Raw genomic sequence first — 15677 nt, forward strand, 5'->3', positions numbered from 1 at the left:
TAAGCATTATTCCTGCGTCAAAGCGCGCTTAAACGCTGCCGGTCAATCATGCAGCGCAGTTAAGCTTCTGACAAATAAAAAGGGAATCTGCTCATGAAAGCTATCGCCAGCGCAGCGCTGAAAAATCTTCAACGACCGGAGCTGATCGAGCATCGTGCCTTTCTGGGCGGACAATGGGTGGCACGCCAGGAGACGCTGGGCGTTGTCGATCCGGCAAGTGGCGATCATCTGCTTGATGTGTCCTCATGCACAATTGAAGATGTCGATACCGCAGTGGAAGCAGCCGGCAGCGCCTTTCTGGCGTGGCGGGACATGCTGCCCGTCGAACGCGGCGATATTCTGCGCGCATGGGGCCGCCTGATGCGCGACAATCTCCGTGACCTCGCCACCATCATCAGCGCCGAACAGGGAAAGCCGCTTTCGGAATCGCTCGGCGAAATTTCCTACGCCACCGGTTTTCTCGACTGGTTTGCGAGCGAAGGCGAGAGATCCTATGGCGAAACAATTCCGAGCCACCTTAAAGGCGGCAATCTTTCCGTGCGGATGCAGCCGATCGGCGTCACGGTGGCCATCACACCGTGGAATTTCCCCTCAGCCATGATCACCCGCAAAGCGGGCGCGGCGCTTGCTGCCGGCTGCACGATGATCGTCAAACCGGCACCCGAAACACCGCTTTCGGCGCTGGCCCTGGCAAGGCTGGCGCAGGAAGCGGGCATGCCGGCAGGCGTGTTGCAGGTTTTGCCCGGTGAAGCCGCGCCGCTTGCTCGTCGGCTGCTGGAACACACGCAGGTGCGGGCTTTTTCCTTCACCGGCTCCACCGAGGTTGGACGCCTGCTCCTCACGCAATCGGCGGCGACCATCAAGAAAGCCTCGCTGGAACTCGGCGGTCATGCGCCCTTCATCGTCTTCGGCGATGCGGATCTCGCTCAAGCCGTGCAGGGCTGCCTTGCCGCCAAATTCGCCACATCGGGACAGGACTGCCTCGCGGCAAACCGCATCTATGTTCAACGCGGGGTTTATGACCGTTTCATTGATCGCTTTGCCAGCGCAACCGACAAACTGACGGTTGGCCATGGCCTTGAACCGGGTATCGACATCGGCCCGATGACGCGGCCGTCCGTCGCCGAAAAGTGCCGACAGCAGATCGCGCAGGCTCAGTCTGCCGGCGCGCGCCTCGTCTGCGGCGGACAGGACAGTCCGCTCGGCGGCAATTTCGTCACGCCCACCGTGCTCGCCGACGTGACTGACGACATGCTGATCGCCCGCGAAGAAACTTTCGGTCCGGTCGCCGCCATATTGCCCTTCGATGAGGAGCAGGAGGTGATCCGCCGCGCTAATGCGACGGAGATGGGGCTTGCGGCCTACGTCTACACCAACGATCTCGGCCGGGCGATGCGCCTGACCGACCAGCTCGAATACGGCATGGTGGCGGTCAACACACCGAAATTCACCGGTGCGCCCATTCCATTCGGGGGCTGGAAACAATCAGGCCTCGGCCGCGAGGGCTCGCGCCACGGCCTCATGGAATATCTCGAACCCAAATATGTCTGCTTCGGCAATCTGGCTGCATGAAAGGAACTCGCCTATGACCATCGACATCAAGACTATCTCGGAAATGGATCGAAATGCGGTTCTGCATCCCTTTACGCAGTTGAAGGATTTCGCCAGCGGCAAACTCGGCGAACCGACCATCGTTGAAACAGGCAAGGGCATCCGCATTCAGGACGCCCATGGCAGGCAGCTTATCGATGGCTTTGCGGGGCTTTATTGCGTCAATGTCGGTTATGGCCGCACCGAGGTGGCCGAGGCCATTTCCCGTCAGGCCTACCGGCTTGCCTATTACCATTCCTACGCCGCCCATACGACGGACGAACTGGCCATTCTTTCCGACCGGTTGGTGAAGATGGCGCCCGGCAAGATGAGCAAGGTCTTTTATGGCATGTCCGGTTCCGATGCCAACGAGACCCAGGCCAAACTCGTCTGGTATTACAACAACCTGCGCGGCAAGCCGCAGAAGAAGAAAATCATCTCCCGCGAACGGGGATATCACGGCTGCAGCGTGGTCTCGGGCTCCATGACCGGCATGAGTTTTTATCATGACCACATGGACCTTCCGCGCGCAGGCATCCTCCATACCGGCGTTCCGCATCACTATTGGGGCGCGGAAGCCGGCGAAACGGAACTCGAATTTTCCAGGCGGCGCGCCGAAGAGCTGGAAGAGCTCATTCTACGCGAAGACCCGGACACGATCGGCGCCTTCATTGCCGAACCGGTCCTTGGCACCGGCGGCATCACGCCGCCACCGGAAGGTTACTGGCCGGCGATACAGGCCGTCCTCAAAAAATACGATGTCCTGCTGATTGCCGATGAGGTCATCACCGGCTTCGGCCGGACCGGCTCCATGTTCGGTTCACAACATTATGGGATCGAGCCAGACCTGATCACGGTCGCCAAAGGGTTGACCTCGGCCTACTTCCCCCTTTCAGGCGCGATTGTCGGCGAGAAGGTCTACAAGGTGATGGAGGAAGGGGCGGATCGCGTCGGCGCATTTTCGCACGGCTACACCTATTCCGGCCACCCGATCGGTGCGGCTGCGGCGAATGCCGTGCTCGACATCGTGGAAAAAGAAAACCTGCCGGGCAATGCGCGGGCCGTCGGCAGCTATTTTCAGGAACAGCTGAAGGCGAAATTCGCGCAGCTTCCAATCGTCGGAGAGGTGCGTGGCGTCGGCCTGATGGGCGCAATCGAATTCGTCGCTGATCGGGAGAAGAAGACCCGTTTTGCCCCCCATCTCACGGTTGGCGCTCGCGTTTCCAAGGCAGCGCGCAACGGCGGTCTCATCGCACGGGCCATGCCACATGGCGACATTCTGGGTTTTGCGCCGCCGCTGGTCACGACCCGGGAAGAGGTGGACGAGATCATCGCCATAGCCGAAGCAGCCGTCCGCAGCGTCATGGATGATCTGGTTCAGGCCGGCGAGAAAATCTGACGCTCAGACGTCGCGTTCAACGGGCGCTACCGCTGCTTATCTGCACGGCAAAGAGATGACAGTTGCGCCTATTTGCGGTGCAATTGTCATCTCCTCTGCATAAGGCTTCATCTTTTTGCAGAAGCGTGCATAATGTCATGAAATTACCCCTCTAAAAACGAGACAATTTCATGCGTCGTCAAGCCAATCCGCTCAGCCCAGATCCGGCGCCATCAACCAGGCCGGTGGCGTGGCGGCCGATGCTGGCCAAGCAGAAGGGTGAAACGAAACATTCCGCGCTGACGGAACGCATCATTGCCGATATCGACGCCGGCGTCCTGAAGCCGATGGATCGCATGCCGACCCACCGGGATCTGGCGCGCGAGCTTGGCCTTTCGGTACAGACCGTCAGCCTGTCCTACAAGGAAGCTGAGCGGCTCGGTTATCTCAGCGGCGAAATCGGCCGCGGCACTTTCGTCAAGGCACGCGTCACGGATCGTGCCGGCCGCATGATGCTTGATCACAGCCCAACCGAGGTGCTTGATCTCTCCATCATCCGCGGCGTTTATCTGGAGGAACACGAGGCCGCCTCGCGCGCCATCCTTCGTGAGTTGGCCGACGGTGACAATTCAGGCTTCATGCGCCCATGCCGGCCGGTCGCGGGTCTCGACAGCCATCGTGAAACCGCGCGGACATGGCTTGAAATGATGGGCGTGACTGCGAGGGCCGAACGCATCCTTGTCACCAACGGCGCAGCACACGGCATTTTCCTTGCCTTGAGCTGCATTGTCCGCTCGAACGACGTGGTTCTCTGCGAAAACCTCACCGATCACGGCATTATCGGCCTGTCGAACATTCTGGGCTTCAGCCTCAAGGGCCTGCCCACCGACGAGGAGGGCATTCTGCCGGACGCATTGGAGGCCGCCTGCGAAGCAGGCGGCGTCAGGGCTCTCGTGCTCATTCCAACGCTCAATAATCCGACCGGACATGTCTCAGGCGCAGAGCGCAGACGGGCCATAGCCGCAGTTGCGGAGCGGCATGGGGTCTTTGTCATCGAAGACGAGGTCTACCGACCGATGATAGAGGATGATCTGCCATCCATCGCGGAAATGCTGCCTGATCTGGGCTTTTTCGTCACCAGCTTTACCAAGACGGTGCTGACCGGGCTGCGCGTCGGTTATCTCGTCGTGCCTCCTGCCTACTCCATCCGCGCCGCCTCGATCCTGCGTGTGTCGAGCTGGAGCGGAACCTATCTGACGGCCGAGATCGCCACCCGCTGGGTGGAAAACGGCACCGCGCGGCGTCTGCTGGACGTGCAGCGCACCGAAGCACGCGCACGGCAAAAGATTGCGACGGAGATATTGGGCGACCACATAGCCTCGACCCATCCCCTCTCCTTTTGCGCCTGGCTCAAGGTTCCCACACGCTGGACAGAGGATGGACTGGTGCGTTCGCTGACAAACCAGAACGTCGCAGTCACCCCTTCGGAACCGTTTGTTGCCGGCCCGGGCCATGGCGGCGGCATCCGCATTTGCCTCGGTGGCCGCCTCAATCATCCCGCCCTTGTCAAGGCGTTGACGACCGTGCGCCAGGCCTTCGAGCAATTGCCGCCCGTCTACGATATAGGTTCAATCGGCTGAGGTGGCCGGTTGAAAATCATTGAATCATTACAATATAATAATTGACATGATTTTAGTTCGCTCTCAACATGACAATCATGAAGAGCGAAAACCTGTCCATATCCGCTGGAAAAAATCCGCTTCCGGTCTCGATGGCCGCGATCAGGCAGGCTGCAGCGCGGCTTGCAGGACAGGTGGAACGCACCCCGCTGGTTTACTCGGACAATCTGTCGGAACGCTGCGGTCACCCCGTTCATCTCAAGCTGGAGACGCTGCAGCCCATCGGCGCCTTCAAACTGCGCGGCGCAATGAACGCCGTCCTTTCGCTTGATGACGGTGCGCGCAGACGCGGCCTCGTCACCGCCTCCACCGGCAATCATGGCCGCGCGGTTGCTTATGCGGCGCGCAAGCTCGAAATTCCCGCCACGATCTGCATGTCGGCACTCGTGCCGGCGAACAAGGTCGAAGCCATCCGTGCGCTCGGCGCAGATATCCGGATCATCGGCATGTCACAGGATGACGCGCAGGAGGAAGTGGAGCGCCTGACCGCAAGCAACGGCCTGACTGCGATCCCGCCTTTTGATGATCCAGACGTCGTGGCAGGCCAAGGGACGATCGGCATCGAGATTATCGAGGATATGCCCGATCTGTCCGCTGTACTCATCCCTCTTTCAGGCGGAGGCCTTGCGGGCGGCATTGCCGTTGCTGTCAAGGCGCTGAAACCGCAGGCCCGGGTCATCGGCATCTCCATGGAGCGGGGCGCAGCCATGCACGCCTCGGTCACGGCCGGCCGGCCGATCTCTGTCAAGGAAGAAGAAACCCTGGCGGATTCGCTTGGCGGCGGGATTGGTCTGGCGAACCGCGTGACCTTCGCGCTGTGCCGCGAACTGCTCGATGACATCGTGCTGGTCTCGGAGGACGAAATCGCGGCCGGCATTTGCCACGCCGCGCAGAAAGAAGGTTTGACGGTGGAGGGCGCGGCGGCCGTTGGTTTCGCAGCGATCCTCTCCGGCAAGATCGACATCACCGGCCCGACCGCCATCATCGTTTCGGGCGGGAACATCGATCCGGCGGTTCACAAGAGGATCATCGACGGGGGAGCCGCATGAGCCACGTTACCATCCTGACGGAAAAAGACCTGCGCGCCATCGTCAAGCTGGACCTTTCCGCAGTCGATTGCGTGGAGCGAGCCTTTGCGGCTCTCGCCACGGGGACTGTCGCCATGCCGCCGATCCTGCGCCTCGATATTCCTGAGTTTCGCGGCGAGGTGGATGTCAAGACGGCTTATGTGCCGGGCTTTGACGGTTTCGCCATCAAGGTCAGCCCCGGTTTCTTCGATAATCCGAAGCTTGGTCTGCCAAGCCTGAACGGCCTGATGATCCTCTTCAGCGCGAAAACCGGGCTGGTGCAGGCCCTTCTCCTCGACAATGGCTATCTCACCGATGTGCGCACCGCAGCAGCAGGCGCAGTCGCGGCACGACATCTCGCCCGCAAAGATGCTTCCGTCGCCGCCCTGTTCGGAGCCGGCATGCAGGCCCGTCTGCAACTCGAAGCCCTGATGCTGGTGCGCCCGATCCGGTCGGCGCGAATCTGGGCGCGCGACCATGACAAGGCTGGGAGACTTTCGGGCGATTTGGCCCGGGAATACGGCATTGAGGTGACCGCCGTGGCCGATCCGCAGACGGCCATTCGCGGCGCCGATATCATCGTGACCACCACACCGGCCGAAAAGCCGATCCTTCTTGCCGACTGGCTGGAAGAAGGCCAGCATCTGACCGCCATGGGGTCGGACGCCGAACACAAGAACGAGATCGATCCGACCGTATTCGGCAGGGCGCGATACGTCGCGGACCGGCTCTCGCAAACCCGTATTCTCGGTGAGTTGCATCACGCCATCGCCGCCGGGCGCGCCGTGTCGGATCAGCACTTCGCCGAACTTGGGGACGTCATTGCCGGCAGGCTGCCGGGTCGTGTTTCGACCAAAGACATCACCTTTGCCGATCTCACGGGCACCGGGGTGCAGGACACCGCCATCGCCAATCTCGCCTTTGCCCGCGCAAAGGAAGCCAAGAGCGGTCAAACCATCGAAAACAGCATAAAAATGGGAGACGCAGCGTGAGCGTAACGCTGAACTTTACGCGCGAGGAATATGCCGCGCGCCTGTCCAAAACCCGCAATGCCATGGAAAAGGGCGGGATCGATCTTCTGGTCGTCACCGATCCGTCCAACATGCATTGGCTGACCGGTTATGACGGCTGGTCCTTCTACGTGCATCAATGCGTGCTGGTGCCGCCGGATGGCGAGCCGATCTGGTACGGACGCAAGCAGGACGCCAATGGCGCCAGGCGCACGGCGTATCTCGACCATGACAACATCATCGGTTACCCGGACCACTACGTTCAATCCACAGAACGGCACCCGATGGACCTGCTGTCCGAGATCATTCAGGAGAGGGGATGGTCCGGCCTGACGGTCGGCGTCGAGATGGACAATTATTATTTCTCGGCCGCCGCCTTTGCATCGCTGCAGAAACATCTGCCGAACGCCCGTTTCAGGGATGCCGCCGGTCTCGTAAACTGGCAGCGCGCGGTCAAAAGCCCGACCGAACTCGATTATATGCGCAAGGCAGGCAAGATCGTCGAACTGATGCACAAACGTATCGTCGACGTGGTTGAACCGGGCATGCGCAAATGCGACCTCGTGGCCGAAATATACGATGCCGGCATTCGTGGCACCGCTGAGTTCGGTGGAGACTATCCCGCCATCGTTCCCCTCCTTCCCTCGGGCGCAGACGCATCCGCACCGCATCTGACATGGGACGACAAGCCGATGCGCTTGGGAGAAGGCACCTTCTTCGAAATCGCCGGCGCTTACCGGCGTTACCACTGCCCGCTATCGCGCACCGTCTTTCTCGGCAAGCCGACGCAGGCGTTTCTCGATGCGGAGAAGGCAACGCTTGAGGGCATGGAGGCCGGTCTTTCCGCAGCGAAGCCGGGCAACACCTGCGAAGACATCGCCAATGCGTTTTTCGCCGTGCTGAAAAAATACGGGATCATCAAGGACAACCGCACCGGTTATCCGATCGGCCTTTCCTATCCGCCGGACTGGGGCGAGCGCACCATGAGCCTGCGGCCGGGCGACCGGACCGAGCTGAAGCCCGGCATGACGTTCCATTTCATGACCGGACTGTGGCTGGAGGACATGGGACTCGAAATCACCGAAAGCATCGCGATCACCGAAACCGGGGTTGAATGCCTCTCCAATGTGCCGCGGCAACTCTTCGTGAAAGGCTGAGACGATGTTGAAGACCGCGCTACGTCCCTCGCCGATCACGCCCACCGTCGATTTTGACGCGCAGGGCGTGCAGCACGGTCATCTGCGACTGCCATATAGCCGCGATGACAGCGCCTGGGGTTCGGTGATGATCCCGATCTGCGTCATCGCCAATGGCGAGGGGCCGACGGCGCTTTTGACCGGAGCCAATCATGGCGACGAATATGAGGGGCCGGCCGCCCTGTTCGAACTCGCCCATAAACTCGATCCGGAAGAGGTAAGCGGCCGCATCATCATCGTGCCGGCACTCAACTATCCCGCCTTTCGCGCGGGAACGCGCACCTCGCCGATCGACCGGGGAAACCTGAACCGCAGCTTTCCCGGCCGCCCTGACGGCACGGTGACGGAGAAGATTGCCGATTATGTCACCCGCCATCTGATACCGCTTGCGGATATCGTTCTCGATTTTCATTCCGGCGGCAGGACGCTTGATTTCCTGCCCTATGCCGCAGCTCACGAATTATCCGACAAGACGCAGGAGGCCCGGTGTTTTGAAGCGGTGGCGGCTTTTGCCGCGCCCTATTCGATGAAGATGCTGGAGATTGACGCCGTCGGCATGCTCGACACGACTGTTGAGGAACTGGGCAAGGTCTTTGTCACCACCGAGCTCGGCGGCGCGGGGACGGCGAGCGCGAAATCGATCGACATCGCCCGCAAAGGCATTGTCAATCTGCTCTGCCATGCCGGCATCCTCGCCGGCGCACCGGTGGCGACGCCAAGCCGCTGGCTGGACATGCCCTCCAGCGATTGTTTCACCTTTGCCGAAGACGACGGGCTCGTCGCCTTTGTCCGCGATCTGGGAGACGCGGTCATGGCAGGTGAAACGGTCGCCCTGGTTTATCCCGTTGGAAAAACCGGTCTTGCGCCGGTTGATTACCGCGCTTCCATCAATGGCGTGCTTGCCGCCCGTCACGTTCCCGGCCTCATCAAGGCCGGAGACTGCCTTTCCGTCATCGCCACGGTCACGGAGAATACCTAACCAGAAGAACCATCGTGAGATCCGAAAACGGACCACGCAACCCAACCAGAGGAGTAAGAACATGCGTATGACCAGAATTGCCGGGCTTTCCGCCCTCGCTCTCACCATTGGCGTGACGTCGGCCAGCGCCTTGACCGTCGAAGACGTCAAGAGCCAGGGCTATATCCGCGCCGCAACGGCCAATGAAGTACCCTATTCCTACATGCAGCCCGACGGCACCTCCGCCGGCATCGGCCCGGATGTGGCGAATGCTGTCCTGAAATCGATGGGCATCGAAGAGGTCAACTGGACGGTGACGCCATTCGGCACGCTGATCCCCGGCCTGAAGGCGCGTCGCTTCGATTTTGCCGCCGCCGAACAGAACATCTCGCCCGAGCGCTGCAAGCAGGTTGCCTTCACCGAACCGAACTCGTCCTATGGCGAAGGCCTGCTGGTGAAGAAAGGAAATCCGAAAAAGCTTACCACCTACGCCGATATCGCCAAGGACCCCTCATTGAAGGTCGCCGTTGTTTCCGGCGCAAACAACGTCGATTTCCTGCGCGCAGTCGGCGTCAAGGAAGAGCAGATCGTGTTCATCCCTGCCAATGCCGACGCCATTCCGACCGTACAGAGCCGCGCCGACGCCTATGCCGCCACGGAGCTCACGGTTTCGGAACTCGCCAAGGGTCAGGCCAATGTTGAGCAGGTCAAGCCCTTCGTCGATCCCGTTGTGAAGGATGCGCCGGTGCGCAATTACGGCGGCTTTGCCTTCCGGCCGGAAGACAAGGAGTTGCGCGACGCCTTCAACGCGGCGCTCGTCGAATTCCGCAAGACGGAGGACTACAAGAAAATCCTCGCCAAATACGGCCTCTCCGAACAGAGTATCGCTGCAGCGGCCGAAAAGAAGGTCGCCGATCTCTGCGCCGGCAAATAATGCCAGCCGGCGCCCGGGGCATATCCGGGCGCCGTTCATCAAGAACTCGGGAAAACTCCAGATGGACATGACCGCTTACCTGCCGATGTTGTGGCAAGGCGCCGTCGTCACCATGACGATCACGCTGGCAGCCCTTGTCGTCGGAACGGCTCTCGCCTTCTTTTTTGGCATTCTGCGCATCGAGGGAGGACCGATCCTGTCGGCCATCGCGCTCTGTTACACGGAAGTGTTTCGCGGCACCTCGCTGCTGGTGCAGCTTTTCTGGTTCTATTACGCCCTGCCGCTGGTTGGGCTGAGTTTTGATCCGATCACCACGGGTGTGCTGGTGCTTGCCGCCCACGCCGGCGGTTATGGCGCGGAAATCGTTCGCGGCGCGCTGTCTTCAGTCTCAGTGCAGCAGCTGGAGGCAGCAAGAGCGCTGAATTTTACACGCCTGCAGACGCTCTTCCGCATCTCGCTGCCGCAGGCCGTTGTTGAGATGATGCCGGCATTCGGCAATCTGGCGATCGAGACGCTGAAGCTTTCCTCGCTCGTGTCACTGATCTCCATTGCCGACCTCACCTTCGCGGCGCAGTCCATCCGCAACCTGACGCTGGATAGCGCCAGCATCTATTCGATTACGCTGCTTTGCTATTTCGCGATGTCCCTGATCCTCATGGTCGTCATCCGGGTGATCGAGCACTTCGTGCGGCGCGGTAACGTCTTCCCGCGCGCCCGCCATTCATAAGGATATCCTGTCATGATGTATGGTTACGAATGGGACACGACCACCTGGCTCACCTACACGACCTCGATCCTGCCCATCATCCTGATTGGCCTGACGGTAACGCTGAAGGCCGCCGCCGCAGGCTTTGCGATCGCGCTGGTTCTGGGGCTTGTCTTTGCGCTGCTGCGCCGCAGCCGCGTCAAGATGATCTCCTGGCCCACCGCGCTGATTGTCGAGTTCCTTCGTGATACGCCGCTTCTGGTGCAGCTCTTTTTCCTTTATTACGTGCTTCCGGATTTCGGCATCGTTCTGCCCGCTTTTCTGACCGGCGCGTTAGCACTTGGCCTGCAATATGCCGCCTATACTTCCGAGGTCTATCGCGGCGGCATAGAGGCGGTGCACCACGGCCAGTGGGAAGCGGCAACGGCGCTGAACCTGACGCCTATGCAGACCTATCGCGACATCATCATTCCCCAGGCGATCCCGCGCATCGTTCCGGCGATGGGCAACTATCTTGTCGCCATGATCAAGGAAACGCCGGTGCTTTCCGTCGTCACCGTTCTCGAGATGATGGGGCTTGCCAATATGATCGGCGAACGCACCTTCGAATATCTGGTGCCGCTGACGCTTGTCGGCCTGATCTTCCTCCTTCTGACAATAATCTGCTCGGCAGGCCTCAGCCGCCTGCAAAGGGCGCTTCCAAAAGCAGGAATACCCTTGCGATGACAAACAACACCAAGCAGCCACTGATCGAATTTTCCGATGTCACGAAGCGCTTCGGCATTCTGACAGTACTCGACCAGTTCAATTTCAACGTGGCAAAAGGCGAAAAAGTCACCCTCATCGGTCCGTCCGGCTCCGGCAAGTCGACGGTTCTGCGTATTCTCATGACGCTGGAACCATTTCAGGAGGGAAAGCTGACCCTTGCCGACATGTCCTACCATGAGCAGGGAGGCAAAGGCCCTTTCAAGGCCTCGGAAAAGCATCTGCGGCAGATCCGCAACCATGTCGGCATGGTTTTCCAGAGCTTCAATCTCTTTCCGCATATGACTGTGCTCCGCAACATCGTGGAGGCGCCGGTTCGGGTTTTGGGCATCGGCCGCGCGGAGGCGGAAGCGCGCGCAATCGACTTGCTGAAGATGGTCGGGCTGGCGGACAAGAAGGACCATTATCCGGTGCAGCTTTCCGGTGGGCAACAGCAGCGTGTCGCCATTGCCCGCTCGCTCGCCATGCGTCCGCGTGTCCTGCTTTTCGATGAGCCGACCTCGGCGCTGGACCCGCAACTGGTGGGGGAAGTCCTGTCCGTCATCCGCGATCTGGCCCATGAGCATGATCTGACGATGCTTCTCGTCACCCACGAAATGCGCTTTGCCCGGGAAGTATCGGACCGCGTCTGTTTCTTTGACAAAGGCCGTATCTGCGAACAGGGAAAACCGGACGAGATTTTCGGTCAGCCGAAAGAAGACCGTACACGCGAATTTCTCGCTTCCGTCTTGCGATGAATTTTGGTTGCCCCTCCCTCATGCAATCAATCCGCAGAGGTGGACAAAACCTTTCCGTCCCTGCCCTGCACAATATCGTGCGACGGAACCGGTAAAGCATCGGGTGCAGGCAGAGGCGGGATTATCAACCACGCGCCGGGATAGTCGTTGCGAAGATGCCGGGGATTATAACGAATATTGGTTCCGGCGGCATGGTGAAGCGTTCCGAGCGTTGCATCTTTTGACAGGACACCTCTGCTGATTTCGTGGAGTTTTTGGTTGCCATCAAGGGCAAGCGTTACTTCCGAAAGATCGAAACTGTCGATGTGAACGGTCTGCTCCTGCGGCGTGTCGAGAACCCATCTGTCTGAATCGACGAAGCCGTCGGTGTAGACATTACCGGTGGAGGCGCGCAGGGACGTGCCTTTCGGCAGGCCGATACCGTCAACAACATTGCCATCGGCGAGAATGCATTTGCTGAAGGCGGAGATGCCGCCATCGGGCGAGAGATCGAACTCAACCGGCTGCGTCGCGTCGCAGCGCCAGCCGCTCTGGGTGGTCACTCCATTGCCGGTTATGCGCATGTTGCCAGGGGTAAAGCCGATCGTTTCGTAATTCTCATTGGTCTTTATCGCGATATAACGGGCGATCTCGATGGCATCGATATCGGCGATCCGCACCGGATGCGGAAACACGGCGCGGTTGAAGGCCTGCCTGTTATCGGCAATGGCCAGTTCAAGTTTCGTACCCTTGGGCATATCGATCCCGCCAAGGCGAGCCGGCTCCGAGAGTTCCGGCCGATAGCTTGCCGCTCTTTCCCTGTCGTAAGCACTCATCTGCAGATAAAAATCACCGAACCGAAAGAGCGTGAAAAGCGCAACGGCGGTCACCAGCCCGTAAGGCAGGATCATCGGGCGCTTCCAGCGGCCGCTCACGTATCGGACGAACAGCAACAACGTCCAGACGACCCACACAAGGGTCGTGACGAGAAGGAAGGCAAGGAGAAGCAGCGCTTCGACGGAGGGCAATGCGACAGGGATCATGCAAACCAATGGTCCTGGGCGGATCGTTTTGATCCTGAAGAGACATCAGTGCTTTAGCCCACAAGCGGCTGTCATTTCAACTCGGTGATGGCGGACGGACATAGCGGTGGTTGTCCGGGCGACGGATGGCCGCCGCCCGGTCAACGCACTTATGGGTATCAGCCGCCAAGGACGAAACGGGAGAATGCCAGGGCATTGCGGGCGTCCTCGTCCATTTTCGCAAGGTCGGCGCCGCCGCTGAGATCGCGCCACACCTTGATGTCAGAGCCGATCGTACCGCCGGTCTTGACGAAGGGCTCCATGACAACGGCACCGGTGTAATTGATATCGCGAAGGGCCAGACCAATTTCGTGCCAGGGCATCCTGCCCTTGCCCGGTACGCGGCGATTGCTCTCACCGGTGTGGAAATGACCGAGAAGCGGGCCGGCCGTGCGGATGGCTTCGCCAAAACTGTCTTCCTCGATATTCATGTGGAAGGTATCCAGCATGACCTTCACATTGTTCTTGCCGACATCCTTGACGAAGGCGACGCCTTCGGCCGCCGTGTTGAGCACGTGATTTTCAAAGCGGTTGAGGACTTCGATGCAAAGGTTGATGCCGAGATCATTGGCGAAATCGGCAATGCCATTGATGCCCTCGACGCCGCGCGCATAATCACCTGCCTTGTCGACCGGCTGCGAATAGTCGATCGGCCAATAGGAATGCAATGCGCCGCCGATCGTGTGGATATCGAGCTTGGCGACATTGGCGAGCGTCTGCTCAAAAAACGCCTTGCCGGCTGCGCGCACGGAAGCATCCTCGGACGACAGGTTTTTGGTTTTCGAAGGGCCGATGCCGGCGGTGAGGATGATGCCGTTATCCTTCGCGCTCTGCCTGATCACGGCGAGCTCGGCGTCGCTATATTCATTGATGTGGTGTGCGGCGACTTCGATGATATCGAAACCGAGCTTGGCGACCTTCTCGATATAGGGGCCGAACTTGGCGCTCCATTCATGTTCCCAGTAAGAATAATAGATGCCGTGTTTCATGGGGATCTCTTTCGCTTTCTGTTTCGCTGAATTTGAATTTGGGCGGGACAGCTGTTCAGCCGGCTTCAGGAAGTCGGCTTGCTTCCCAGATTTCCGATATGAAGATCCGGCTCTGTGCTCGCGGAAATGATGAACCGGCCGTTCGGAAGGTCGTTCTCTTCAACCTTGCGATTGATCTCGTCTTCACCGAGGCCAAAACTGCGCCAACGCTCTCTCAGCCGTGCACGCAGGTCGTCCTCATCGACATCGACAAAGACAGTCAGGTCAAAAATCTGCTTGAGACGATCCCAGGGCGACTGGCTGGCAAGGAGATAATTGCCTTCACAGACGATGATATCGACGGATTGCGGGATGAGACGGCCGCCTGCGCGGGCAATTTCAATCGCGCGATCAAAGACTGGGACAGCGACGACATCGTCCTCATTCGCCTTCAGTCGCTCAAGCATGTGGCGCAAGCCGTGAGCATCGAAGGTATCGATTGCGCCCTTGAAGGGACGGCGCTTCATCTCTTCCAGCACGGCATCGTCATAATGAAAGCCATCCATCGGAAAGAGCGCTGCAGACACGCTTTCACCTGCGTTCAAGACGTCAACCACATGCTCGGCAATGGTCGACTTTCCCGATCCGGGCGCACCGGCGATCGCAATCATCACACGCCGCCCATTGGCGCCGGCAAGACGCTTGAGGGTCAGGCCCGCAATTTCACGGGCGTTATCGTCAATAGTGTTCAAGGTGCTCGCCTCGATAATGGGTACTGTCAGAAAATCCGGTACTGGTCCGCCTTGTCGCGCAGGAATGCCAGGCCCTTGTCGAGAACCTCGTCAGCGCTGGGCGCAACCGGCCGCCAGGTCGAAATCGCGCCCGCCATGTCCTTCGGCATCGCGACAAAACTTTCGAGCGTCAGCACGCCCTTGAAACCGATGGCGGCGAGTGCGGAAAACACTTCGTCCCAGGCAACGTTGCCAAACCCGGGCGTGCCGCGGTCGCTTTCCGACATATGCATGTATTTCAGGTGGTTGCGGGCGGTGATGATGCCGTTTGCGATGCCCTTTTCCTCCATGTTCATGTGGAAGGTATCGAGATGGATAAAGACGTTGTCCGCACCGATGCGCTCCACCAGCGCCACCGCCTGCTCGGCGGAATTGAGCAGATGATTTTCGTAGCGGTTCACGGTCTCGATGCCGAATTGCAGGCCGAGCGTTTTTGCGTGGCCGGCAGCCCGCGAAAGCGCCCTTGTCAGGTTGTCATATTCACCCGGTGTCGGAGGAAATCCGGTTCGCTCATTGGTGCCGCCATAGGTGACCCCCGTCAGCGCCTCCGCCCCCATTTCTGCGGCTTTGTCGAGCGCGGCGTTCAGATGGTCGATAGCCGCGTCGGGACGCACCGACGCCCAGGCGGGCTCCGGCAGCACCAGCGAACAGACGGCGCGCAGACGGTACTTCTCCAGCAGGGCGCGCGTGTATTTTGCATCGACGGAGGGAATATCGATGAGCGGAATCTCGATGAAATCCTGACCGTAATCCGCGGCAGCGGCGATGGACCGTCTGGCGTTTTCGTGGTCCCATTTCAGAGACCACATCATTGCGTGAACACCGAAGCCTTTCACG

15 protein-coding genes are annotated in these 15677 nt (G+C 59.7%); 11 read left to right on the plus strand and 4 right to left on the minus strand.

Annotated features, from left to right (window positions below; all coding sequences use genetic code 11):
* Positions 1 to 93: 93 nt before the first annotated feature.
* From WDZ78_RS19540 to ehuA, 11 genes are all read left to right on the plus strand, one after another.
* Positions 94 to 1572 carry an NAD-dependent succinate-semialdehyde dehydrogenase gene (locus tag WDZ78_RS19540; protein ID WP_020009914.1) on the plus strand — a complete coding sequence of 493 codons (1479 nt, stop codon included), beginning with the start codon at positions 94 to 96 and terminating at the stop codon, positions 1570 to 1572.
* A 13-nt stretch (positions 1573 to 1585) separates the two neighbouring features.
* Positions 1586 to 2989: an aspartate aminotransferase family protein gene (locus tag WDZ78_RS19545; protein ID WP_020009913.1), complete on the plus strand. Its 1404-nt coding sequence runs from the start codon at positions 1586 to 1588 to the stop codon at positions 2987 to 2989.
* A gap of 170 nt (positions 2990 to 3159) precedes the next feature.
* Complete coding sequence (locus tag WDZ78_RS19550) at positions 3160 to 4608, plus strand: PLP-dependent aminotransferase family protein (protein WP_034501056.1); 1449 nt, start codon at positions 3160 to 3162, stop codon at positions 4606 to 4608.
* A 68-nt stretch (positions 4609 to 4676) separates the two neighbouring features.
* Positions 4677 to 5696, plus strand: a complete 1020-nt coding sequence (gene eutB, locus WDZ78_RS19555) for a hydroxyectoine utilization dehydratase EutB (protein ID WP_425673954.1) — start codon at positions 4677 to 4679, stop codon at positions 5694 to 5696.
* Positions 5693 to 6706 (plus strand): ectoine utilization protein EutC, encoded by a 1014-nt coding sequence (gene eutC, locus WDZ78_RS19560; protein WP_425673955.1) that lies wholly within the window; start codon positions 5693 to 5695, stop codon positions 6704 to 6706. The genes eutB and eutC overlap by 4 nt, the downstream gene beginning before the upstream one ends.
* Entirely contained in the window at positions 6703 to 7881 is a 1179-nt protein-coding gene (doeA, locus tag WDZ78_RS19565) for an ectoine hydrolase DoeA (RefSeq protein WP_425673956.1), read from the plus strand. The genes eutC and doeA overlap by 4 nt, the downstream gene beginning before the upstream one ends.
* 4 nt (positions 7882 to 7885) lie before the next feature.
* Positions 7886 to 8899, plus strand: coding sequence for a N(2)-acetyl-L-2,4-diaminobutanoate deacetylase DoeB (doeB, locus tag WDZ78_RS19570; RefSeq protein WP_020009908.1), 1014 nt, complete (start codon positions 7886 to 7888; stop codon positions 8897 to 8899).
* Between the two features lie 61 nt (positions 8900 to 8960).
* Entirely contained in the window at positions 8961 to 9812 is an 852-nt protein-coding gene (ehuB, locus tag WDZ78_RS19575; RefSeq protein WP_111791848.1) for an ectoine/hydroxyectoine ABC transporter substrate-binding protein EhuB, read from the plus strand.
* Between the two features lie 61 nt (positions 9813 to 9873).
* Entirely contained in the window at positions 9874 to 10539 is a 666-nt protein-coding gene (gene ehuC / locus WDZ78_RS19580; protein WP_020009906.1) for an ectoine/hydroxyectoine ABC transporter permease subunit EhuC, read from the plus strand.
* A 12-nt stretch (positions 10540 to 10551) separates the two neighbouring features.
* Complete coding sequence (gene ehuD, locus WDZ78_RS19585) at positions 10552 to 11244, plus strand: ectoine/hydroxyectoine ABC transporter permease subunit EhuD (RefSeq protein WP_121593146.1); 693 nt, start codon at positions 10552 to 10554, stop codon at positions 11242 to 11244.
* Positions 11241 to 12020, plus strand: coding sequence for an ectoine/hydroxyectoine ABC transporter ATP-binding protein EhuA (gene ehuA, locus WDZ78_RS19590; protein ID WP_425673957.1), 780 nt, complete (start codon positions 11241 to 11243; stop codon positions 12018 to 12020). The genes ehuD and ehuA overlap by 4 nt, the downstream gene beginning before the upstream one ends.
* Positions 12021 to 12046: 26 nt before the next feature.
* Here ehuA and WDZ78_RS19595 read toward each other — a convergent pair whose 3' ends face one another.
* From WDZ78_RS19595 to WDZ78_RS19610, 4 genes are all read right to left on the minus strand, one after another.
* Complete coding sequence (locus WDZ78_RS19595) at positions 12047 to 13042, minus strand: hypothetical protein (protein WP_425673958.1); 996 nt, start codon at positions 13040 to 13042, stop codon at positions 12047 to 12049.
* A gap of 158 nt (positions 13043 to 13200) precedes the next feature.
* Positions 13201 to 14070, minus strand: coding sequence for a sugar phosphate isomerase/epimerase family protein (locus WDZ78_RS19600; RefSeq protein WP_111784950.1), 870 nt, complete (start codon positions 14068 to 14070; stop codon positions 13201 to 13203).
* A gap of 65 nt (positions 14071 to 14135) precedes the next feature.
* The gene (locus WDZ78_RS19605) at positions 14136 to 14801 is read right to left on the minus strand and encodes a nucleoside triphosphate hydrolase (RefSeq protein WP_425673959.1); all 666 of its coding nucleotides are present in this window, start codon (positions 14799 to 14801) and stop codon (positions 14136 to 14138) included.
* A 26-nt stretch (positions 14802 to 14827) separates the two neighbouring features.
* Complete coding sequence (locus tag WDZ78_RS19610; protein ID WP_026363547.1) at positions 14828 to 15676, minus strand: sugar phosphate isomerase/epimerase family protein; 849 nt, start codon at positions 15674 to 15676, stop codon at positions 14828 to 14830.
* Position 15677 lies beyond the last annotated feature (1 nt).

It is taken from the genome of Agrobacterium sp. M50-1 (assembly GCF_049843495.1).
GTDB classification, from domain to species: domain Bacteria; phylum Pseudomonadota; class Alphaproteobacteria; order Rhizobiales; family Rhizobiaceae; genus Agrobacterium; species Agrobacterium radiobacter.

Excerpts from the sequence above, each read along its gene's own strand:
- eutB (WP_425673954.1), top strand. The coding sequence starts at position 4,677 with ATGACAATCATGAAGAGCGAAAACCTGTCCATATCCGCTGGAAAAAAT.
- ehuD (WP_121593146.1), top strand. The coding sequence starts at position 10,552 with ATGATGTATGGTTACGAATGGGACACGACCACCTGGCTCACCTACACG.
- ehuA (WP_425673957.1), top strand. The coding sequence starts at position 11,241 with ATGACAAACAACACCAAGCAGCCACTGATCGAATTTTCCGATGTCACG.
- ehuB (WP_111791848.1), top strand. The coding sequence starts at position 8,961 with ATGCGTATGACCAGAATTGCCGGGCTTTCCGCCCTCGCTCTCACCATT.
- WDZ78_RS19545 (WP_020009913.1), top strand. The coding sequence starts at position 1,586 with ATGACCATCGACATCAAGACTATCTCGGAAATGGATCGAAATGCGGTT.
- WDZ78_RS19540 (WP_020009914.1), top strand. The coding sequence starts at position 94 with ATGAAAGCTATCGCCAGCGCAGCGCTGAAAAATCTTCAACGACCGGAG.
- WDZ78_RS19595 (WP_425673958.1), bottom strand. The coding sequence starts at position 13,042 with ATGATCCCTGTCGCATTGCCCTCCGTCGAAGCGCTGCTTCTCCTTGCC.
- WDZ78_RS19600 (WP_111784950.1), bottom strand. The coding sequence starts at position 14,070 with ATGAAACACGGCATCTATTATTCTTACTGGGAACATGAATGGAGCGCC.
- doeB (WP_020009908.1), top strand. The coding sequence starts at position 7,886 with ATGTTGAAGACCGCGCTACGTCCCTCGCCGATCACGCCCACCGTCGAT.
- ehuC (WP_020009906.1), top strand. The coding sequence starts at position 9,874 with ATGGACATGACCGCTTACCTGCCGATGTTGTGGCAAGGCGCCGTCGTC.
- WDZ78_RS19550 (WP_034501056.1), top strand. The coding sequence starts at position 3,160 with ATGCGTCGTCAAGCCAATCCGCTCAGCCCAGATCCGGCGCCATCAACC.
- eutC (WP_425673955.1), top strand. The coding sequence starts at position 5,693 with ATGAGCCACGTTACCATCCTGACGGAAAAAGACCTGCGCGCCATCGTC.